Annotated in this window: 22 protein-coding genes; 12 read left to right on the forward strand and 10 right to left on the reverse strand. The window is 51.4% G+C overall.

Features of this window, described 5'->3' with window-relative positions; genetic code table 11:
* The first annotated feature begins 25 nt into the window (after window positions 1–25).
* The 6 genes from ubiI to AB8809_RS20775 all read left to right on the forward strand — a co-directional run bounded on the left by ubiI (window position 26) and on the right by AB8809_RS20775 (window position 3,811).
* Window positions 26–1,237 carry an FAD-dependent 2-octaprenylphenol hydroxylase gene (ubiI, locus tag AB8809_RS20750; RefSeq protein ID WP_012773153.1) on the forward strand — a complete coding sequence of 404 codons (1,212 nt, stop codon included), beginning with the start codon at window positions 26–28 and terminating at the stop codon, window positions 1,235–1,237.
* A 334-nt stretch (window positions 1,238–1,571) separates the two neighbouring features.
* A complete protein-coding gene (locus AB8809_RS20755) occupies window positions 1,572–2,051 on the forward strand; it encodes an Hcp family type VI secretion system effector (protein ID WP_012773152.1) in 480 nt (159 codons plus the stop codon).
* A 6-nt stretch (window positions 2,052–2,057) separates the two neighbouring features.
* Entirely contained in the window at window positions 2,058–2,804 is a 747-nt protein-coding gene (locus AB8809_RS20760) for a hypothetical protein (protein WP_349856491.1), read from the forward strand.
* Window positions 2,805–2,832: 28 nt separating this feature from the next.
* Window positions 2,833–3,123, forward strand: a complete 291-nt coding sequence (locus tag AB8809_RS20765; RefSeq protein WP_012773150.1) for a DUF2645 family protein — start codon at window positions 2,833–2,835, stop codon at window positions 3,121–3,123.
* Between the two features lie 79 nt (window positions 3,124–3,202).
* Window positions 3,203–3,505: a DUF2645 family protein gene (locus AB8809_RS20770; RefSeq protein WP_012773149.1), complete on the forward strand. Its 303-nt coding sequence runs from the start codon at window positions 3,203–3,205 to the stop codon at window positions 3,503–3,505.
* A gap of 6 nt (window positions 3,506–3,511) precedes the next feature.
* The gene (locus tag AB8809_RS20775; RefSeq protein WP_349856492.1) at window positions 3,512–3,811 is read left to right on the forward strand and encodes a DUF2645 family protein; all 300 of its coding nucleotides are present in this window, start codon (window positions 3,512–3,514) and stop codon (window positions 3,809–3,811) included.
* A gap of 67 nt (window positions 3,812–3,878) precedes the next feature.
* Here AB8809_RS20775 and AB8809_RS20780 read toward each other — a convergent pair whose 3' ends face one another.
* From AB8809_RS20780 to AB8809_RS20815, 8 genes are all read right to left on the reverse strand, one after another.
* The gene (locus AB8809_RS20780; protein WP_349856493.1) at window positions 3,879–5,282 is read right to left on the reverse strand and encodes an APC family permease; all 1,404 of its coding nucleotides are present in this window, start codon (window positions 5,280–5,282) and stop codon (window positions 3,879–3,881) included.
* An 84-nt stretch (window positions 5,283–5,366) separates the two neighbouring features.
* On the reverse strand, window positions 5,367–6,521 hold the full coding sequence (locus AB8809_RS20785; protein WP_349856494.1) for an iron-containing alcohol dehydrogenase: 1,155 nt from the start codon (window positions 6,519–6,521) through the stop codon (window positions 5,367–5,369).
* Window positions 6,522–6,531: 10 nt separating this feature from the next.
* Window positions 6,532–7,902, reverse strand: coding sequence for an aspartate aminotransferase family protein (locus tag AB8809_RS20790; protein WP_181847096.1), 1,371 nt, complete (start codon window positions 7,900–7,902; stop codon window positions 6,532–6,534).
* A 199-nt stretch (window positions 7,903–8,101) separates the two neighbouring features.
* Complete coding sequence (locus AB8809_RS20795; protein ID WP_180778888.1) at window positions 8,102–8,926, reverse strand: AraC family transcriptional regulator; 825 nt, start codon at window positions 8,924–8,926, stop codon at window positions 8,102–8,104.
* Between the two features lie 87 nt (window positions 8,927–9,013).
* The gene (locus tag AB8809_RS20800; protein WP_012773143.1) at window positions 9,014–10,051 is read right to left on the reverse strand and encodes an NADP-dependent oxidoreductase; all 1,038 of its coding nucleotides are present in this window, start codon (window positions 10,049–10,051) and stop codon (window positions 9,014–9,016) included.
* Between the two features lie 34 nt (window positions 10,052–10,085).
* Window positions 10,086–10,250: a hypothetical protein gene (locus tag AB8809_RS20805; RefSeq protein WP_349856495.1), complete on the reverse strand. Its 165-nt coding sequence runs from the start codon at window positions 10,248–10,250 to the stop codon at window positions 10,086–10,088.
* Window positions 10,250–11,434 (reverse strand): aldo/keto reductase, encoded by a 1,185-nt coding sequence (locus tag AB8809_RS20810; protein ID WP_349856496.1) that lies wholly within the window; start codon window positions 11,432–11,434, stop codon window positions 10,250–10,252. Before AB8809_RS20810 ends, AB8809_RS20805 begins: the two co-directional genes overlap by 1 nt.
* Window positions 11,435–11,490: 56 nt before the next feature.
* Entirely contained in the window at window positions 11,491–12,006 is a 516-nt protein-coding gene (locus AB8809_RS20815; RefSeq protein WP_369986708.1) for a nuclear transport factor 2 family protein, read from the reverse strand.
* 255 nt (window positions 12,007–12,261) lie between these two features.
* Between AB8809_RS20815 and AB8809_RS20820 the strand changes: the two genes are divergently transcribed.
* A complete protein-coding gene (locus tag AB8809_RS20820) occupies window positions 12,262–13,167 on the forward strand; it encodes a LysR family transcriptional regulator (RefSeq protein WP_349856498.1) in 906 nt (301 codons plus the stop codon).
* Window positions 13,168–13,233: 66 nt separating this feature from the next.
* On the opposite strand, the gene AB8809_RS20825 is transcribed toward AB8809_RS20820, so the two are convergent.
* Window positions 13,234–13,740 (reverse strand): TIGR00645 family protein, encoded by a 507-nt coding sequence (locus tag AB8809_RS20825; RefSeq protein WP_012773142.1) that lies wholly within the window; start codon window positions 13,738–13,740, stop codon window positions 13,234–13,236.
* A 327-nt stretch (window positions 13,741–14,067) separates the two neighbouring features.
* Between AB8809_RS20825 and rhaT the strand changes: the two genes are divergently transcribed.
* On the forward strand, window positions 14,068–15,102 hold the full coding sequence (rhaT, locus tag AB8809_RS20830) for an L-rhamnose/proton symporter RhaT (protein ID WP_349856499.1): 1,035 nt from the start codon (window positions 14,068–14,070) through the stop codon (window positions 15,100–15,102).
* A 248-nt stretch (window positions 15,103–15,350) separates the two neighbouring features.
* On the opposite strand, the gene AB8809_RS20835 is transcribed toward rhaT, so the two are convergent.
* Window positions 15,351–15,965 (reverse strand): YagU family protein, encoded by a 615-nt coding sequence (locus AB8809_RS20835; RefSeq protein WP_181845056.1) that lies wholly within the window; start codon window positions 15,963–15,965, stop codon window positions 15,351–15,353.
* Between the two features lie 735 nt (window positions 15,966–16,700).
* Here AB8809_RS20835 and AB8809_RS20840 point away from each other — a divergent pair.
* Genes AB8809_RS20840 through AB8809_RS20855 form a run of 4 tightly spaced genes read left to right on the forward strand, consistent with a single transcriptional unit; the run spans window position 16,701 to window position 21,816 of the window.
* Window positions 16,701–18,314, forward strand: a complete 1,614-nt coding sequence (locus AB8809_RS20840) for an ABC transporter substrate-binding protein (RefSeq protein WP_181829897.1) — start codon at window positions 16,701–16,703, stop codon at window positions 18,312–18,314.
* Window positions 18,292–19,251 carry an ABC transporter permease gene (locus tag AB8809_RS20845; RefSeq protein ID WP_012773138.1) on the forward strand — a complete coding sequence of 320 codons (960 nt, stop codon included), beginning with the start codon at window positions 18,292–18,294 and terminating at the stop codon, window positions 19,249–19,251. The genes AB8809_RS20840 and AB8809_RS20845 overlap by 23 nt, the downstream gene beginning before the upstream one ends.
* On the forward strand, window positions 19,244–20,110 hold the full coding sequence (locus AB8809_RS20850) for an ABC transporter permease (protein ID WP_181829899.1): 867 nt from the start codon (window positions 19,244–19,246) through the stop codon (window positions 20,108–20,110). Before AB8809_RS20845 ends, AB8809_RS20850 begins: the two co-directional genes overlap by 8 nt.
* On the forward strand, window positions 20,107–21,816 hold the full coding sequence (locus AB8809_RS20855) for an ABC transporter ATP-binding protein (RefSeq protein WP_349856500.1): 1,710 nt from the start codon (window positions 20,107–20,109) through the stop codon (window positions 21,814–21,816). Before AB8809_RS20850 ends, AB8809_RS20855 begins: the two co-directional genes overlap by 4 nt.
* The last annotated feature ends 43 nt before the right edge of the window (window positions 21,817–21,859 follow it).

The following is a 21,859-nucleotide window of genomic DNA, read 5'->3' on the forward strand; positions in this document are numbered from 1 at the left end:
AGCTCGCCAACAGGAAAATACGGAAATGCAATCATTCGACGTGGTTATTGCCGGTGGCGGTATGGTCGGTCTGGCGCTGGCCTGCGGCTTACAGGGTAGCGGCCTGCGTATCGCCGTGCTGGAGAAACAGGCGGCCGAACCTCAGCCGCTCGGGAAAAACCATGCCCTGCGCGTCTCCGCCATCAACGCCGCCAGTGAATGTCTCCTGCGCCACATCGGTGTCTGGGAAAATCTCGTGGCACAACGCGTCAGCCCTTACAACGATATGCAGGTCTGGGATAAAGACAGCTTCGGTAAAATCAGCTTTAGCGGCGAAGAATTCGGCTTTTCCCATCTTGGGCACATCATTGAAAACCCGGTGATTCAGCAGGTACTGTGGCAACGCGCCTCTCAGTTAAGCGACATCACCCTGCTCTCTCCCACGTCGTTAAAACAGGTCGCCTGGGGAGAGAACGAAGCCTTTATTACGTTACAGGATGACAGCATGCTGACCGCCCGGCTGGTGGTTGGTGCGGACGGCGCACATTCATGGCTGCGTCAGCATGCGGATATTCCACTGACCTTTTGGGACTACGGCCATCACGCGCTGGTCGCCAACATTCGTACCGAACAACCTCACCAATCCGTCGCGCGTCAGGCATTTCACGGCGACGGTATTCTGGCGTTCCTGCCGCTGGACGATCCACACCTCTGTTCGATCGTCTGGTCGCTTTCACCGGAGCAGGCTCAGGCAATGCAGAAGCTGCCTGTAGAGGAATTCAATCGTCAGGTCGCCATGGCGTTTGATATGCGTCTGGGGCTGTGTGAGCTGGAAAGCGAGCGTCAGACTTTCCCGCTGACCGGACGCTACGCTCGCAGTTTCGCAGCACACCGGCTGGTGCTGGTCGGCGACGCGGCGCACACTATTCATCCGCTGGCAGGACAAGGCGTCAACCTGGGCTTCATGGATGTCGCTGAACTGATTGCGGAACTGAAGCGCTTACAGACGCAGGGCAAAGATATCGGCCAACACCTTTACCTACGACGCTATGAGCGCCGCCGCAAACACAGTGCCGCCGTAATGCTCGCCAGCATGCAGGGATTCCGTGAACTGTTTGACGGCGACAATCCGGCGAAAAAACTGCTGCGTGATGTCGGTCTGGTACTGGCGGATAAACTCCCCGGCATTAAACCGACGCTGGTCCGTCAGGCCATGGGATTACACGATCTGCCAGACTGGCTTAGCCAGGAGCAATAAGAAAACTGAAATGGATAATATCTCTCGCCGCGTAAGCGGCGAGTTATCAATAACACATTTTCTTTAATTAAACGCGTAACTTATTTAATCGTGCAGTTTTATTTAACCCATATTTCCAGGTTAATCATTTCATTCCAATAATATAATTAGCATAATAATTAAATACAATGAATTTAGCATTCCCCATATAAAAAAATAATTATAATAAATATTACAAAAATCACTTTCTGTCAGGGGTCATGTTTCTTATTGAACATTCTATTTCTTCTTTTATTCAATAAAGATTTACGCTATAACGCTCTCAACAAGGAGTTTTTAACAGGGAGTTATACGAATGGCTAATTCTATTTTTATGAAGATAACGGGAAAAATTCAGGGATTGATCTCTGAAGGATGTTTAAGTATCGACTCGGTAGGAAATAAACATATCTCTGGTCACGAAGATGAAATTTTTGTTTATGCGACAAACTACGACCTATCAAGAGATCGACACGTTAACCATCACCCCTTTTCCGTGACTAAAGTCGTTGATAAATCGACACCTCTTCTACTCACCAGCATCGCCAATAATGAGCTATTGGAGTGCGAGTTAAGGTATTACCGCACGTCTGCCAGCGGAACCCAAGAGAACTATATGACAATAACATTGAGAGATGCGTCTATTGTTAACCTCTCAAATCAAAACCCCAATTCATTGACCCATAACGATATGCAGCCATTTGAAACCCTCAGCCTGCGTTATGAGAGTATTACCTGCCAGCACAATATCGCAGGTACATCGGGATATAGCATATTAACTGAAAATATGTACTGATAAGCCATGAGAAAATTCAATGCAATCGCTGCTGAATGTGACCTCAGATTTTCCGACTGGGGAAAGAACTACCCACGCTGGTCGCCTATTGATTTTATTTGGTGGAAAACTTTTGGCGGTAATGATTATTTAAATAAATATAAGGATAGTTATATTGTTTTCCACAAAGAAAAAATAAAAGAAATTGCCAGTAAACATAAAATACCAGCAACTCTCCTTGCTTTGATTGCTTATTCCGAAGCAGGAGGAATGATTGATTATCTTAAATATCCAGTTTTATTCTATAGACAGTCTAAGCATATCTATAGTGACTGGGCAAACCAAGAGACACCTACAACACCTCCAGAAAAGACATCAATAGGCATTGTTGCTATGCAAATTAGGGTGGTTGCCGAGATTTTTAACAAGAATCCCAGTGAATTAAAAAATGCTGAAGCAACATACATCTCCATTTGTCTAAATAAAGATAATTTCAATCTTACGATGGTCGCACGCCACCTTTACGAGTTAATAACTTATGATTACCCCGGTACTGACACTTTGAACCTAACCGACGAGCAGTTCATTCTTGCCGGTTCACGCTACAACAGAGGTATTGAACGCAGCCACAGTGATTTTATTCGATCGATAAATGCAGACAAAACGGCTAAGACAGAAAGGGACTGGATATCGTACGGTAGCTCGATGCTAAATCATCGTGAAAAAGTCACAAAACTACTCTATAACAGTACAACTGTTATCCAAAGACCGTAGGATAAACATGAAGCCAGGAGCAATATCAATGTCACGAGCAAAAGAATCCATCTATCATGTTTATTTTTATGCTTATTCCGCTTTATGCTTTTTTTTGATCAATACATTTTCCACAATCGGATATGATGGCTCAATTGCACGGTTCTGCGAAACACCGAGAGGCGAAGCTGATGGTTTCCTTATTTTCATTATCGTTCCCTTATCCATTCCTTTCCTTTTGGTTAAACGAAGCATCCCCAAGATTATTACCTATCTCATCATTCTCATATATCATTCAGACAGCTTTTATACGAGGATCAGCATGTGTCCGATTATGTAAAGAAAACAATTCATGTCTCATTTACTAAACAGTGAGTTTTATTTATTTGCTATCAAGATTAAAAAAGGAATTTTAAAGCATGTTTCAAAAAAACTATATCTATAACGTCTATTTTTATGCTTATTCTGCCTTATGCCTTTTTTTAATCAACGCTTTTTCTACCATCGAATATGAATGGATGCTGGATGACGGTTCGCTTGACAGCTTCTGTGAAGTGCCAAGAGCAGATGCCGATGGTTTTCTCATTTTTATCATTGTTCCTTTATCTATCCCTTTTCTTCTGGTGAAAAGGACGCCTCCCAGAATCGTCACCTATCTTGCTATCCTTATATATCATTCATACCGTTTCTATACGCGAGTTAGCCTCTGCCCGCACAGATAAAACACGATGAGAAACGTAAATACATTACTCTTTAGCCTCTGTTTTTATATTTATTCAATTCTCTGCGCACTGATCATTCTGATCACATCAATAAGAGATTATGAAGGGATGGTTGATGGGGTAGAAATAAGAAACCTCTGTAAGATACCTGAAGGTGATTCCGATGGATTCTTTGCGTTTATTATTATCCCGTTATCTATCCCTTTCTTTTTTGTAAAAAAAAGCATGGATAGGATAATCACTTACATCATCATGTTATTTTATTATCTATGGAGTTTTTATATCCGCTTTAACTTCTGTCAATAATTTAAAAAAGCACTCACCAACAAACCGGGCTCATATCCCCTCATAAGCCCGGTTGGTCATCGTGAACTTACGGCATATTTTCCTGCGGCGACGGGATGCGTACGCGGCTGGCGGACAGGTAGCCCATGATGGCGATGCCAAACACGCCCCAGGGTAACAGCGAAACAATCTGGGATGATGAGCCGCTCAGAACATCTACGTTTCTAACGACCATAATTAATGCCGAGAGCATCGCTACCGTCGAGATAATCGGTGCCCACAGGCGGCTCCATGCTGAAACTGGATGCTGGGTTTCACGCTGGAAGAAACGAATAACCGCCAGCGATACACCGACCTGAAGCAGCAGAATCGCCATCGTCGCGATCGCCGATCCCAACGCAAAGATCTGCATCATCGGATCGAGATCCGCTACCACCATCGCGCACAGCACGGTCAACACAACGATCGTTTGAACGATACTCGCCACGTAAGGCGTCCCTTTATTTTCACTCACCTGAGCCAATTTGGTAGACAACACGCCGTCACGCCCGATGCTAAACAGATAGCGAGAGATGTTATTGTGAAACGCCTGAGCCGCAGCAAACAAACTGGTGATCAACAACAGCGATATCATCTGTTCGGACCATTTCCCAACCAGTGCGGTCGATACGTTTAAGATAAAGCGTCCAGGATCGTTGATCGCCTGCTGCTGTACCTGACCCACCCCATAGGCTTGCACCATCATCCAACTGGTGAAAGCAAAGAACAGCATAATCAAGATAACCGCAGCCAGCGTCGCACGAGGAATCGTTTTTTCCGGGTTACGGCACTCTTCACCGTAGATCGCCGTGGATTCAAATCCGATAAACGCAGCAATACTGAAAATCAACGCAATGCCTATGCTGCCTTGATTAATCACACTGGGCGAAAACGCCTCCAGCGTGAGCGGTGGTGTATCATGCGACAGCAGTACCGCAATATCGACCACCAGCATGATGCCCACTTCCATCAGCATCAGTACGCCGAGTACGCGTCCGCCGACCTCCACACTCTCAATGCCCAACAGGCACATCAGCAACAGCATCGCTACGCTGTAGCCCCACCACGGCAGTTCAATACCAAGATGCTCTTGTAAATACATGCTGCTGAAGAAGCCAAACATCGCAACCACCGCGATCTGAATGGCAAAATAAGCCAGCAGCGCGACGGATAAGGCACTAAAGCCCGCGCGGCGCCCCAATCCCAGCGTGATGTAGCTATAAAATGCGCCGGCGTTAGTCACATAGCGGCTCATGGCGATATAGCCAAAAGAGAAAATCAGCAGTATACCGCCAGCCATCAGGTACACCGCTGGGATTCCCGCCCCGTTGCCAGCGGAGATCGCAACGGGCAGACCGCCTACCACACCGGTCAACGGCGAGGCAGCAGCCACAACAAAGAAGACCAACGACCACAGCCCCAGGCTGTTCTTTTTCAATTGATGAGTAATCATCTTGCCCCCGGATACACAAAACGAACCAGATAGCGTGATGTCGCGCAATCGGGTCGATGGTAAATCCCTTGCTGCCACAGCACCTTACAGGCAGGTGCGATACAGCGCTTCGATGTCCTGCCGTGATGCCCAGCGCGGATTCTGTTCCAGGCTCACCCCCATCGTCTGCACGCAGTTGTCCGCCAGCCGGGGAATATCCTGCTCACGCACACCCAGATCGCGCAGCGTAAACGTCAATCCGATGTTTTCCAGAAAACGCTGTACCAGATAGACGCTGTGGCTAGCGCGTTCAGATTCATCAAGATGCGTCACGCTATCGCTCATTGCGCACGTCACCGCAGCAAAGCCAGCGATATTTTCCACACAGGAAAAACGCATCAAGGTGGGATAGAGCGCCGCCAGCCCCTCACCGTGTGTGATGTTGTACAACCCACTCAACGGATGTTCCATCGCATGCGGCAAGCCACAGGCCGACATCCCAATCGCCATTCCGCCAAGCGTATTCGCCCAACACACCTGATCCCAGGCGTCCAGATCGGTCACATCCCGACAAACTCGCGGTAGATACGTGGTCAACAGTCGAATCGCGCGTTCAGCCATGATTTCCGTCATCGGATTACAGAACTTGCCAACCCGCGCTTCGATGTTATGGCTGAGCGCGTCGAAGCCCGTCGCCGCCACCATGCGGGATGATTGCGTGACCATCAACGTTGGATCGACAATCGCTGTTCGGGCGTACAACGCCGGTGAGAAAAAGACGGGCTTGTCATGGGTTTCAGGATTGGTGAAGACGGCGACACAGTTGCCTTCACTCCCCGTCCCCGCCGTCGTCGTCACCAACACCAGCGGCAACGTCGCAGCAGGTGCCGGGGGTTGCGACAGGTAGTCCAGCAGTTTCCCCGAATGGCATGCCATAAAGGCGATGCCTTTGGCGGCGTCCATTACGCTGCCGCCCCCCACGCCAAGCACCACATCACACTGCTGCTCGCGCGCCAGGGCCGCACCGTCATCCACCGTCGTGGTAAGGGGGTTTGCTTCAATACTGTCGAATAACACCCAGCGCACGCCGCTCTGCGTCAGCAGGTCGGTCAGACGCGTCAGTAACCCGGTTTGGCGACAGCTGGTTTTTCCCGTCACCAGCAGGACGCGGCTCCCCAACATCGCCACTTCTTCGCCCACTCGGGCAACTTCCCCTCTGCCGATACAAAGTTTTACCGGCTGCGAATAGATAAATGTCATCGCTGCCTCCTCACGCCGTCATGACTGACGTATTGGCCTGCTCAACTTGTTCAACCACGCTGTTCAGGGCAGATTCAAACGCGTTCAGTGCATAATCGAGCTCTTCTTCGCTAATCGTCAGCGGAGGCAGGAAGCGGAATACCGCCAGATTATTGATGGTGAAATTCACCTGAATACGCCATTTCTCTACCAGCAGACCAGCGATCGCCGCCGAATAGTATTCCCCCATGCTGGCATGCAGCGTCTCCGGCAAACGACCAAACTCAATGCCAATCATCAGCCCTTTGCCGCGCACTTCTTTGATCACTTGCGGATGGCGAGCCTGAATGTCATAGAGCCGTTGCATCATTAACGCGCCTTTACGTTCCGCCATGCCACACAGATCGTGTTCGATGATGAACTGCAAGGAACCCAGCGCCGCTGCCGCACTCAGGGTATTTTCCTGATAGGTGGCCGTGTGGTGATAGCAGGTTTCGATGGTGCCATATGCCGCTTCATACAAGCTTTCCGTACACAGATAACCGCCAAACGGCACCAGCCCGCCGGATAAACCTTTGGCGAATACAATGCAATCCGGCACTACGTCATCATGTTCACAACACCAGAACTTACCGGTACGCGCCGCGCCACACTGAATCTCGTCCAGCACCAGCAGCGTGTCATAGCGATCGCACAGCTCGCGAGCCGCTTTCAGGTAACCCGCCGGTGGCACGATAATGCCGCCTTCCCCCTGAATGGGTTCCACCACGAACGCCTTGTATTTTCCTGTCGCCAGCGCATTTTCCAGCTCCGTGACCGAGCCGTAGGCAACATGATCGATATTGCCTAATGTCGGCTGCTGCCCCGCCCGCCACTTATCCTTACCGCCGAGCGACACCGCGCCTGACGTCTTACCGTGAAAGGCGCCAAGCGTCGCCAGCAGGTGGGTCTTATGTGTTTTATGTCGGGTACCAAGCTTGACCAGTTTGATCATCCCTTCGATCGCCTCCGCGCCTCCGGTCGCCGTCCCCATCTTGGTCAATTTGCCCTGTGGCGAGAGCAACGCCATGTTGTGCGCCAGCGCCGCCGCCACGTTGTGATAGGAAATCGCGCCCATCATGAAGAGGCGGTTATCGAAACATTTCTGCAAACAGGACCACACAAACTCATTGTTATTACCGACAGTCACCACCCCGACCGCGCCAATCATATCCAGATGCTTTTCACCTTTGTCATCGATGAAGGTGCTGCCTTCCGCCCGAACAAAATATTTGGCATGACCATCCAAAGAGCGCATGCGGTTCAGGTGGGTTAATTGCAGCGCGCGAGTCGTTTCGCCATCCAGTGCGATCGCGTCATCAATGGTGTAAAAACCCGGTACGATGTCTTTTGCCTGTGCCATAAAAAACCTCACAATCTTCACTAGATAAATGTGCGATAACGCACGGTGTGAAGCGTTTATAGCAAGGGGCAACGCGGGGAAAATAGAATAAATCGGCACACGACACAGTGCAGCGACAGCGTCTTTTTGGTGCAGTCTGCCCCAAAAAAAGCGGCACGGGGTGAAAGGTGTCCCCGTGTGAATCTCACCAGCGATGGGTTCAACATTGGCGAATACGATATTGGTAGCGCACAGCCTGTAGTCGGGCCAGGTAGTGCTGCGGCGAGCAGGAGGCAAATGCTTTGAATTCACGAAAGAAATGTGACTGATCGGCGTATTCAAGGTGCTGCGCCAGCATGGTCAGACTATCGATATTGCCCTGATTGAGTAGCGCGAGCGCCCGCTGGAAACGAATTGTACGGCAGAATGTTTTGGGCGACATCCCACAATTATCATGAAATAAACGATGAATATAACGCGCGGAATAGAGCGTCTTCCGCTCCAGCTCATCCACCCTGATTTTACCGTCGTGCGCCATAATCAGGTCGATGATTTGCAGTAAAAGCGGCGGTGCCGAGCGGGTCGTCCAGTAGGAAAAATAGTGCAGAAACAGGCTGACCTGTTCGTTAAAGTCATGAGTGTTCACCAAGCGTCTCAGCAGACGCGGCGTATCGGGCGCGACCTCATCAAAAGGGATCTCCTGCCCCGCCAATTCCCCCGGCGACAGGTCGAGAAAAGCCGGCATGATCCCCGGCATAAAGCGCACGCCAAAATAGCGCTCTCCCGGCATCAGCCGGGTAATCTGCGCCGATGCGGTACTGCCGCAAACGCGCCCGCTGGGTGCCTCAGGACAGCAATGCAGCAAGAGATCGACACTGCCGTCCGGCACGGCAAGCGTCATCGGTTCGGCGCGATCGACCGTAAAACTGTAAAAATGGGCAATCGGTGACTGACTGACGCTTTTCTTCAGGTAATCTTCCGCCGCGTTGATGACAAACCACGGCTGCAATGGCCGTACGCGAAACGACGCAGAATCAGGATGCATTGACCTTCTCCCCCGCAACGATGACGCAGGGGATCAGGCAATTTTTACGCCAACTCGCTTTTCGTCAACGCGATTGCGCGTCTGTCGTTACGCATCCGGCCCGATTCTGACCACTAATTTGCCAAAGTTACGACCGTGCAGCAGGCCAATGAAGGCGTCGGGGGCGTTTTCCAATCCGTCGACAATCTCTTCACGATATTTGATCTTACCTTCTGCCACCCACGGCGACACATCCTTCCAGAACTCCTCAAAGCGATGACCGTAATCATCAAAAATGATGAATCCCTGCATGCGGATACGCTTTTTCAGGATCGTCCCCGCCAGCAGCGGTAAGCGATCCGGGCCATCAGGCAGCCCAGTGGCATTGTAGCCAGAGACTAATCCACACACAGGAATACGCGCTGAGGTATTCAACAACGGCAGCACGGCGTCAAAGACTTTCCCACCGACGTTTTCAAAGTAGATGTCGATGCCCTGCGGGCAGGCCTGCTTCAGCTGTTCGGCAAAATCATCCGCCCGGTGGTCAAGGCAAACATCAAACCCCAGTACCTCAACCGCGTAGCGACATTTCTCCGCCCCGCCGGCTACGCCAACAACACGGCAGCCTTTCAATTTCCCGATCTGACCAACCGTCGCGCCGACCGGACCAGTCGCGGCGGCTACCACCAGGGTTTCACCCGCTTTCGGCTGTCCGATATCCGTCAGCCCCATATACGCGGTGAAGCCCGGCATCCCCAGCACGCCCAGTGCGTAGGAAGGATTGGTCGGCGACTGCCCCAGATTGGTTAATCCTTTACCGTCAGAAACCGCATAATCCTGCCAGCCGCTGTAGGACAACACCCAGTCACCCGTCTGATAATCGGGGTGTTTTGACTCCACCACGCGGCTGATGGTTCCACCGACCATCACGTCATTCAGTTCGACAGGTTTAGCATAAGAAGGGGCGTCGCTCATGCGGCCACGCATATAAGGATCGAGGGAAAGAAACACGGAGCGCAGCAGCACTTGCCCCGCATCTACGGATGGGACTGCCTGCTGTTCCAGACGAAAATTCTCTTGTGTCGGCGCGCCGTGCGGGCGTTGAGCCAAAACCACACGGCGGTTAATGCGATCGGTTTGCGGCATAATATCCTCCATTAGACAAAGCGCGTTGATGAAATCACTTCGTTAACAATAGGATCTGTTCTTTCTTCTGGCTACGCAAACCGTGCGGCACATCGTGTTGATACAGTTCGATAAAAACATCCTGTATCTGATCGATAAAAACCAGCTCAAAAGGATTGGCAACGATAACGGCTTTCGAGCTGGTTAAAAATGAATACATTATGTGGGAATCGGGGCGTCCCTAGAAATCAACTTCTGCTCACGTAACTCATCCCAGAATGCCTGCGGGATACCCACTTTCATTGATTGAATATTCGCTTTCACCTGTGCGGGAGCACGGGCACCAGGAATAATCGCAGAAACAATAGAAGGCGCGGCGGCAAACTGAAGTGCAGCGGTTCTGATATCCACACCATGCCGATCAGCAATTTTTGCCAAATACGCGCGCTTCTCAACGACACCTGGCGGCAATTGTGTACTGAAATGATAACGATTCCGTCCGCCCAGGAATCCATCATTGAGTGGTGTTCCAACCGTAACGGTAATCCCTTTTTTAGCCAAAATCGGGAACGTTTTCATCAGGGTATCTTCATGGTCAATGATACTGTACTGACAGGCTAACAGTACAATATCGGGTGTCGGCCCCTCTAAAGCCGCCGCCATCGTAGCGGCATCGGGACGATTAATGCCAAAGCCCCAGGCCTTTATCACCCCTTCCTTACGGAGTTTCTCCAATTCGGCCATTGCACCGAGGCGAGCGGTGTCGAAGGAGGTTGTCCAGGGCTGGGAGAGTTCTGTGTTCTCTGGACCGAGATCGTGAATGTAGACGATATCAATACTGGAGAGCCCCAAACGTTGGAGACTATCTTCAATAGAGCGTCTTGTTCCTGCCGCGGTGTAATCATACTCATAGGAAAAGTTGAGTTTGTCCGCCCACAACGATGCTGGCAATGCTTCCCGACTGGGATGGAATACCCGCCCGACTTTAGTCGAGATAAGGTACTGATCGCGCGGTTTATCGCGCAGAAATGCACCGAGTCTATGTTCTGAAAGGCCATGCCCATAGAAAGGCGACGTATCGTAGTAACGAACCCCGCCATCCCAGGCAGCCTGCAACGTCGCCTGAGCTTGTGCATCGCTGATCGGCGCAAAAATATTACCAATCTGTGTCCCACCCATGCCGAAACGAACTGGCGTTCGGTAACGAACACCTTGGTCAGCAGCATTGAGGGGTAACGATGTTTTGGTGATTTTACCCCGAGTAGGGAGTACGCTTCCTTGTATGGTTTCAGGCTTAAAGCTCGCTACGTCACCCAGTGCTTGCCCCGATTGTGCTAATACTGAACCCGTGGCAACAAGGGCAGCCCCACCAGCCGCTAATCTCAGAAACTCTCTGCGCTCCATCTCCGATACCTCTCATGTTGTGTTAGCCGCGAAATATTCCCATCATTTAGCCTTTCTTAACGTAAATCGGGTGCCTCATTGAGTAATGCAGGATCCCAGTGCTCAACCGCCTTGCCATCCCGGATCCGCCATGTGTCGTACCAAGTGGTCTTATAGGAACCGCCCGGCGCGTTAGGATCGCTAACCGTCCGAGGATAAAGCACCGTTACTAAATCCCCTTCGGCAAGTACTGCAATGACTTTCATATTAAGCCGCTCGGGGAGCGGGCGAGGTTTGACCTTGAGGACTTTGGTAAAATAATCAACGACAGCAGCACGACCACTCTGCGCATTCGGGTTGTGCTGTAGATACTCTTCCGAGAGGAGTTCATCAGCTTTGTCCCACTGTCCAGCATCAAGCAAATCCCGCAGAATCCGATAAACGACTTGCTTATTCGCATTCAATACCGGGTCTGGACTGGTGAATAACGCATCAGGGTTACCAGCAACTTGCGGCGCAGGGGTCTGTGCCTGTGCACAAGTAGAAATCAGGCTAGTAGCCAACACCGCTGTCAATAACGCCATTTTTATCATTGGTTCATCTCAAGATTGATGGGTAATCGTTAGGATTTCGGGCATCCCCACCGTGAGGTCGAGGTATCCGGTGTCTTGAGCTCAACACCTTGCAAACTTTGGGCTGGTAGCTCACGAACGGGCTTACTTGAAAGAGTACATCGGCTCGTTTTTGTAAAATAAATTGTGGAGTTCTCGTTAGCATTCCGTAAATTGATATTTCTGGATTTCATTATTCCAAATCAAGGAATAGTGTGGGTATGAAGAGGAGGAAATATGAACCGCCTGGAAATACTGCGCATCTTTACTACAGCAGCCTCGAGCCACAATTTTCGTGATGCGGCAAAAAAACTAGGGGTATCCGCACAAGCGATCACGCGGGGTATCCAATGCCTGGAAGACGAACTTGGAGAAGTGCTATTTCACCGCAATACCAGAGGCGTGCAATTGACAAATTTCGGTGAAAGGTTTGTCAACAATGCTCAGCAGGCGGTATCAGGCGTCGATGGTCTATTCCAACGCACCAATCGCAGACAGCTGTCTGAATATGCAGGCGTAGTACGAATCACTGCACCGCCTTTTATTATACGTGATGTGGTCATGCCAATGCTGAGTCAACGCTTAGCGGATTTCCCAGGCTTACTCCTTGACTTACGGCTATCGGAAGAATGGGCAGATACCGTCAATCAACAAATTGACATCGGCATACGGATGGGCCCAACGCGTGATAATCGCTGGGTCGCCAAAGCGGTAAAAAAAGTGCCTTTTTATGTGGTGGCCACACCAGCATTACTTGCCCGCATTGGTACACCGAAGCATATTGATGAGCTTGAAAAATTACCGACTACCGCGTTACTCGATCGTCGTACCGGACGACCGTGGCCTTGGTTATTTAGCGATGGACGTCTTCTGTCACTATCAAGGCCCGTAATTGTCGTCGACGATCTTGAAGCTGAGTGTGCGGCCGTTTTGTCAGGCATTGGGATAGGACAATTGTCAGGGATAATCGCAGCCCCGTATTTGCGTACGGGGCATCTTGTTGCCTTGCTTAATAATGATATGCCGGATCCCTGGCCTCTTCATGTTTATCGACCACAGGCAGGCCCAGTGCCAGCACGAGTTCGTCTAGTGTTTGATACTTTGGTAGATATATTGGGCAACATAGACCTGACTCTTCCCTAAAAATGCTTGCCGCTACGCACTCGAGCAAACACGGATCACGTTTTCCGACGACGTTTTTAAAGTAAATTATGCTGCTTTGCTTTTTTCGTAACGTGACATGCGATCCAGATAGCCCATGACGAGCGCAGACAGCACAAACGTCAAATGGATAATCACATACCACATCAGCTTGTTATCCGGGATATTACGGGCATCCATGAACACACGCAGCAGATGGATCGACGAGATCGCGACAATCGAGGCAGCCACTTTATTTTTCAGCGAGCCGGAGTCCATCTTACCGAGCCAGTTCAATTTTTCTCTGCCATCGGTGATATCTAATGCCGACACAAAATTTTCGTAGCCAGACAACATCACCATCACCAGCAGTCCGCCAACCAGCGTCATATCGATCAGTGACAACAACACCAATACCAAATCCGCTTCCGCTATATCAAAGATATTAGGCAGAACGTGGAACACCTCCTGGAAAAACTTGATCGCCAGCGCCAGTAAGCCCAGCGATAGCCCGAGATAAACAGGGGCAAGCAGCCAGCGCGAGGTATACATCAGATTCTCAATAAAACGTTCCATAACTCACTATATGCAGGTGGAAAAAGAGGGGAATAATAGCGAAAAGTTCTGCTGCGGTGTTAATCAATTCTTGAACAGAATGCGGTATTTACAGAATGCTCTGCCTTATCACGCCTTCAGAGATCAATTCCACATTTTGTGATCTTGCCTGTATCAACCTTCAAACCGATGCCGCCCCTCTTCCCCTCGTGGCACGCATCGGAAGGTGCGCATTTTTTCACATTCCTACACTGTTTAGCGCCAGCAGGTCTGGCAACACTCATACACCGCACTCTACATTCAGAGCCGAATACAGGCTTACTACAAAGTAAAAACAAGGGGTTACGCATGAGCAATCCTATTCTTCTTGGTATTTTCTGGCACTTCATCGGCGCGGCCAGCGCGGCCTGTTTTTATGCGCCGTTTAAGCAGGTCAAAAACTGGTCGTGGGAAACCATGTGGTCACTCGGCGGATTTTTCTCGTGGATTATCCTGCCCTGGTGCATCAGCTGGTGGCTACTTCCTGATTTTTGGCGCTATTACGGTTCGTTCGATATGGCGACCCTACTCCCCATCTTTCTCTTCGGCGCCATGTGGGGCATCGGCAATATCAACTATGGCCTGACGATGCGTTACCTTGGCATGTCGATGGGCATCGGGATCGCCATCGGCGTAACACTGATTATCGGCACGCTGATGACGCCCGTCCTGCAAGGAAAGTTCTCGGTTCTGTTTGGCTCGGCAGGCGGCCGCATGACGCTACTGGGCGTGCTGGTCGCGGTCATAGGCGTTGCGATTGTTAGCTACGCGGGTTTACTGAAAGAGCGTGCACTCGGCATTCGTGCCGAGGAATTCAACCTGAAAAAAGGGCTGATTCTGGCTGTGATGTGCGGCATCTTCTCCGCAGGCATGTCCTTTGCTATGGACGCCGCAAAACCCATGCACGCCCCCGCACAGGCGCAGGGGATCAATGCATTGTATGTCGCCCTCCCAAGCTACGTGGTGATTATGGGCGGCGGTGCCGTCGTGAATCTGGGCTTCTGTTTCATCCGTTTGGCTACCTGCAAAGGCATTTCATTAAAAGCCGATCTGGCACAGGCCAAACCGTTACTGATTGCCAATGCGCTCTTCGCCATTCTGGGCGGCGTCATGTGGTATTTACAGTTCTTCTTCTATGCCTGGGGGCACGCCAACATTCCGGCCGATTACACCTATATCAGTTGGATGCTGCACATGAGCTTCTACGTGCTGTGCGGTGGCATCGTCGGCTTACTGTTTAAAGAATGGAAAGCCGTGGGTCAGAAGCCCGTGCGCATGCTGGTATTGGGCTGCGTGGTGATTATTCTGGCGGCGAATATTGTCGGGTTAGGCATGGCCGCATAAGCACCTTAGCATCGCGTTCTGTGCTCACTGAGCGATTACCGAATGCGATGCTAAATAGCCTTGCTCATACCGAGGCGTTTTATGGTCAGAGAAATGAAAACGCCCTGAGAGAACCTCAAGGCGTTGGATAGATTTCAATGTTTACGACTAATTTATTTCACCGCTAACGTATTTTCCGATAATTAATAGCGCAACACCAAAATAATAAGCATCGCAATATTTCACATTATCTAAAATAAAATCACAGACTATCGTGAAGCACTCAGAGGAATCTCTGGATCAGGCTCGTGAGTCATACGATTACGCAAATCACGACGAATAATCTCAATAGACCAGAACCAAATTAGGTGACCCACGATTTCTGATACATGTTCATACCAAGGGAGAACAAACAGAGATGGCGTCAGCCCCATCAATGGGAATGAAATCATATGGACGAATAATTGCGCCAGCGCACCCGCCAACAGACCTTGCCATAATTTTATTTTAGGAAATACTTCTGCAACAACGCAGTAACCTACAGCAAAAACAATAGAGAAAATAATATGCGTCACACCAACCCAATTGAATACATGGCCGGCAAAGGTATAAACAGCCGCATTAGGGTCAACAACGCCAAGCCAGTCGCGTAAAAAAATGTAGGGAGGGTTAAGAAAATTACGAGAGCAATCAATGTGCTCGGCAGCTCTAATCAGTGACTCAGGTGCACAAGCACCAGTAAACATATCCGTAGGGCTACGTGGGGGAAGCGGATTTTCTGCGCCCCATTTGACGAAAGATGAAACAATACCTGCAATTAAACCAATAAAAGCAGCCAATCCATAGCGTCTCCGGGATGGAGATGTTTGTTCAAAAAAGTTCATTTTTTTACCAATCTAACCATTAAAGGTTATATTCTTACATAGGTATTACGCACTTATAAAGCGGTTAATTGGTCTATCGGATAATCTCTCTAGTATATTTAGTTATTAGGAACGTGATTTTAAATTTTATAAAATCGCACAAATAAATAGCGCGTTGCTTTTTTGTGAAACTTTTATTCAATAATTGAAAACCCAGATTCTCTAACGTAGACGAAATGTATATCCCACGAGAGAGAAACGAATAATAACGCATCAATAAAGCGTCGATAATAAATAGTCTGGTTATTTATTTGTAAAATAATAACAGTTCAGTAACTCATACTCTCATCTTGTATCCCTTTCACTCAGAATATTTCCTCACATCAGCAAAAGTTGATATTCAGCTGCGACAGATCGGAAAATGAAAAATCCCGCACGCCTCATCATTGATTGTTTATTAATCAATTCGAAACCAATCCGGGCGCTGATGTTCATCACGCCCGTGTAGCTATAGGTAATCCCCCTGTCGCTGAGGCGTAGCAACAGGTACTTCAATCAATAGTAGTAATAAAGCAGGCATCATCACTGAGTTTCAGGCAGAAATCTCACTCATCAGCGAACGTAACCGCTTTTCGCATATATATTTTTATGGAATTGAAAATCCACTTTTATTCTTTTACATGCATAAGGCTGCCCTCTAGAGTAGCGAAAAGACCGCCGTGTATGGCCTCATGTCATTGGTAAAGGACACAGGGAATGGAAAAAACACATCCGCAAGTTACGACTCTCGCTGCAGGGTTACTCTCGTTACTTTTCGCACTCAATCCCGGCGCTTATGCTGCACAAAGCAATGAAAAACCGGTGGCTGGCGGTATTCTGAATGTTGGTCTGGGCAGCGATACGCCGATTATCGACCCGCATATTACGGCCTACGGCGTAACGGCACTGATTGCACGTAACGTGGTGGATTCACTGGTAGGGCAGGCGGAAGACAATCGCTTTACGCCCTGGCTGGCGGAAAGCTGGAAAATAAACGACGACAACACCGAGTACACCTTCCATCTGCGTAAGGACGTCACGTTCAGCGACGGCACCAAGTTGGATGCAGCTGCGGTGAAATACAATATCGAGCGTATTCTCGATCCGAAAACCACCTCCAGCTACGCAAAATCGCTGTTAGGCCCAATCGACAAGATCTCGACGCCGGATGACTATACGATTGTGCTCCACTACAGCTCACCGTTTGCGGCGCTGCTACAGGGGCTGAGCCTGCCTTATCTGGGCATTCAATCCCCGACATACCTGAAGAACACGCCAAATACCAGTAACACCGTGGTAGGTTCCGGGCCGTTTATTCTCGACTCCTTTGTGAAAGGCAGCGGCAGTAAGCTGACAAAACGCCCTGATTACAACTGGGGACCGGGTTATGCCAAGCATACTGGCCCAGCCTATCTGGACGGTCTGGTGTTCAAATATCTGCCGGAAGCGTCGGTTCGCCTGGGCGCACTGAGCAGCGGTCAGATTCAGGCAATTGACGCCGTACCGCCAGCCAATTTCCCAACAGTGAAGCGCAATCCGAAGCTGGAAGTGATCACCTATGAGAACCCGGGCGTTAACCGCGTGCTCTATCTCAACACCACCAAAGGTCCTTTCCAGGATGTCGCGGTGCGTAAGGCATTCCAGAGCGCCGTAGATACCAACGCTGCGGTGAAAGTCGCTTTCTTCGGTACGCTGAAAGCCGCCGATAACGTTCTCGGCCCGGCCACGCTGTACTACGATCCGAGCGTTGCATCCCGCTGGGGCTTTGATGTGAAAAAAGCCAACGAACTGCTGGATAACGCAGGCTGGAAACAGAAAGACAGCGAAGGCTTCCGCACTAAAGATGGCAATCGTCTGAGCGTCAAATTCGTTTATGCCTCAACCAACGTTGAAGCCGCGGATGTCGCGCTGTTCCAGGCGGTGCAATATCAGGTGAAACAGGCAGGCTTCGATGTTCAACTGACGCCGGTTGATGCGGGTGAGTTCACCACGCGCACCAATGCCAATGAATACGATATCGCCTCCAACTTCTTCGTGCGTGCAGAACCGGATATTCTGCGTACCGTCTTTGATTCGGCCTATGCGCCACCGAACGGCAACAACTTTACGCGCATCAGCGTGCTGAATGACAAGCTGAGAAAGGCTATCGGCGCGGGCGAAGCGGAACGTAAACAGCTCTACAGCGAAATACAGCGTGAGGTCATCGATCAGGCGTATGTGGTTCCACTGTACATTCCCGCCTACCAACTCGGCCTGTCCAAACAGGTACAGGGCATAAGCTGGGCTACCAACGCAAAACCGAACTTCTATGATGTCTGGATTAAACGTTAATCTGTACGCGTTAGGTAAACGTCTTTTCACCATTCTGGCTGTGCTCTGGGGCGCAGCCACATTGACGTTTATTGCCGTCAAACTGATCCCCGGCGATCCGGTCGCCATTCTTAGCGGCGGCGATAACGTGGTGGATGAAGCCTATCGCGCCGTACTCATCAAACAATTCGGGCTCGACCAACCGCTGTGGGTGCAATATCTGCGCTACTGCGGACAGGCGCTACAGGGTGATTTTGGCGTCAGCTATCTCTATCGCCTGCCGGTTGGTAGCGTGATTAGCGATGCGATGCATGAAACTCTGCCGCTGGCGCTCGGCGGCCTGATTCTGGCGCTATTCCTCGCGATTACCAGCGCGCTGCTGACCGCAGGCCGTTATGGTGCGCTGCGTACCACCGTGTCGTGGCTGGAACTGACGCTGCTTAGCACGCCGGTTTACTGGATTGGAATCGTCCTGCTGAGCCTGTTCAGCTTTCGTCTGCAATGGTTTCCGGTTACTGGCAACGACGGGGTGATGTCGCTGGTGTTGCCGGTTATCACGCTAAGCCTGCCGATTGCCGCGATTCTGAGTCAGGTCCTGCGTGACGGTCTGGAAGAGGCACTTTCCCAGCCGTTTTCATTAACCGTACGCACACGCGGCGTCAGTGAAATCCGGCTGCGCTTTCGCCACGGTTTACGCCACGCGGCGCTGGCAGCCTCAACGCTGACCGGTACGCTGCTGGCAAGCGTACTCGGCGGCTCCGTGCTGACTGAAACCGTCTTTGGCCGCGCCGGGATCGGGCAGGTCACGCTGAGCGCCATTGAAAACCGTGACATGCCGCTAGTGCTGGGCGTCGTGATGCTGTCCGCGTTCCTGTTCGTCGTCATCAACCTGCTGGTGGATGCGCTGTATCTCATCATCGATCCCCGCTTACGCAAGAAGGCGAGCGCCCATGAGTAGTGAACCGATGCCCTTTACGCAGACACCATCCAGAAAAACCTATCGCAGCCCGTGGTTAAGCACGGCGACGCTGCTGCCTGCCGCGATCGTTTTCCTGCTGGCGCTGGCGGTCTTTTTCCCTTCACTGTTTACCAGCCGCACTGCCGATGAAATGGATATGGGAGCGGTATTCCAGTCGCCAAATAGCACCTACTGGTTTGGCACCGACCAACTGGGGCGCGATATTTTTTCCCGTATCGTTCACGGCACCTCGCTGTCGCTGGGTATCGGCGTCGGCGCGATGCTGATCGCCTGCTTCGGCGGCGTGCTGTTTGGCACCCTGTCGGTCCTCGCGCCGCTGCGCATTCGTCAGGTTTTGGTGCGTCTGCTGGACATCATGCTGGCGTTTCCCGATCTACTGCTAGCGCTGCTGGTGATCGCTGTACTGGGACGCGGTCCGGAAAACACCATGCTGGCCGTTGGGCTGGCGGGGATTGCCGGCTATGCCCGTTTGATCCGCTCTCAGGTGCTGCACGTCAGGCTATCCGGCTATGTTGAACATGCGATTGCACTGGGCGAACACCCGCTGTATATCGTTTTCCGCCATATCATTCCCAATACGCTGCGCCCGTTGCTGATTGTCGCCACCATTGGCGTTGGTCACGCGGTACTGTCCGCCTCGGCGCTGAGTTTTTTGGGGCTGGGTGTCGTTCCACCGACCGCCGAGTGGGGCGCGCTACTGGCTGACGGACGTAACTTCCTTGATATCGCCCCCTGGGTTAGCCTGCTGCCCGCCAGCGTCGTCGCGCTGTCGGTAATTTCTATTACGTTACTGGGACGTCGTTTACAGGCCATTTTGGCCAAAGGAGAGGCACGATGAGCCTGAATCCACTTCCTCACCCCTCTCATACCGCTTCAGACGCATCCGCGAAGACGCCGCTGCTGCGCGTAGACGGCCTGAGCGTCACGTTTCCCAGCCCTTTCGGCCCCATTCGTTCGGTTAAGAACCTCTCTTTTCAGGTAAATGCCGGTGAAATTCTGGCGCTGGTCGGCGAATCAGGTTCAGGGAAGTCTGTCACCGCTCGCACACTGGTGGGTCTGGCCGGTGAAAACGTTGACGTACAGGCCAACGCCATTGAACTCACGCGCCATGACGGCGGCCTGTGTGATTTACGCTATCTAACCGATCGCGATTGGCGAGCGATTCGTGGTCGTGAAATCGGCTTTGTTTTGCAGGATGCGCTAGTGTCTCTCGACCCGCTGCGCAAGATCGGGCAGGAAGTCGCCGAACCGATTCTGACCCATCGCCTGTTGCCTCGCCAGCAGGTTCCTGCACGCGTAGCCGAACTCCTGACGAAAGCAGGTATTCCCGACCCAGAGCATCGCGCGGCGCAGTATCCGCACGAACTGTCTGGCGGGCTGCGTCAGCGTGCGCTTATTGCTTCTGCATTAGCAGCAGGCCCACAGTTGCTGATCGCCGATGAGCCAACTACCGCGCTGGATGCCACAGTGCAAAAGCAGGTGCTGAAGGTGTTCACCGCCTTAGCGCAAGCAGGGCACGGCGTTTTACTGATCACTCACGATCTTGCCGTTGTCGCAGAAGTGGCGGATCGCGTCATCGTCATGCAGCAAGGATCGCTAGTCGAAGGCGGTGAGGCGCGGCAGATCCTGTCAGCGCCAACACATCCCTACACGCGTAAATTACTGGCGGCGATCCCCACCGCTTCCACACGGGGAAAATGGCTAGCCGGTACTGACCCGTTACAGAACGGCATTGCCCCGTCATCGGTTTCACTGGCAGCGGATCACGCCAGCACCGATGACACCATTGCTCTGACAGCTGATCGGATCGCGGTGTCGTTCAAGCGTCCGGACGGCAGCCGGATGCAGGCCGTCAATCAGGTTTCTCTCCAGATCAAGCGCGGTGAAACGCTGGGCATCGTCGGCGAATCCGGTTCAGGTAAAACCACGCTGGGCAAAGTCATTCTGGCGCTGCAAAAGCCGGACAGCGGCGAAGTTCGACTCGCGGACAATGCCTGGAGCACATTAACAGAGCGCGAACGTCGACCACTGCGCGCACGCATTCAGACGATCACACAAGATCCGCTCAGTTCGTTCGATCCGCAATTTACCGTCGCACAGATTCTGAACCAGCCACTGCGTTTGCGCCGCGATCTCAGCGACGATGAGAAACAGCGGCGCATTCTGACGCTGCTGGAGTATGTCGGTTTGACGCCCGACCTGCTGAGCCGTCGTCCCAGAGCGCTGTCAGGCGGGCAGCGACAACGCGTTTCCATCGCACAGGCCTTGGCTTCGGAACCCGAGATTCTGATCTGCGACGAACCGGTATCAGCGCTGGATGTCACCACACAGGCGCAGGTGCTGGATTTGCTGGTCGCGCTGCAACGCCAGTTAGGGCTAACGATGCTGTTCATCTCCCACGATCTGGGCGTAGTGCAGCACATGAGCCACCGCATCGCAGTCATGAAAGACGGGGATATCGTAGAAACAGGGCCGGTCGAGCAGATCTTCAATCAGCCGCAACACCCTTACACGCGCCTGCTGCTTTCAACGGTGGCGGAGTAGTGCGGTTGACGCGTAGTGATACGCTGAATTTGGCGAATGAACA

Origin of the sequence: Pectobacterium aroidearum (assembly GCF_041228105.1) — a bacterium.
In the GTDB taxonomy this organism is placed as follows: domain Bacteria; phylum Pseudomonadota; class Gammaproteobacteria; order Enterobacterales; family Enterobacteriaceae; genus Pectobacterium; species Pectobacterium aroidearum.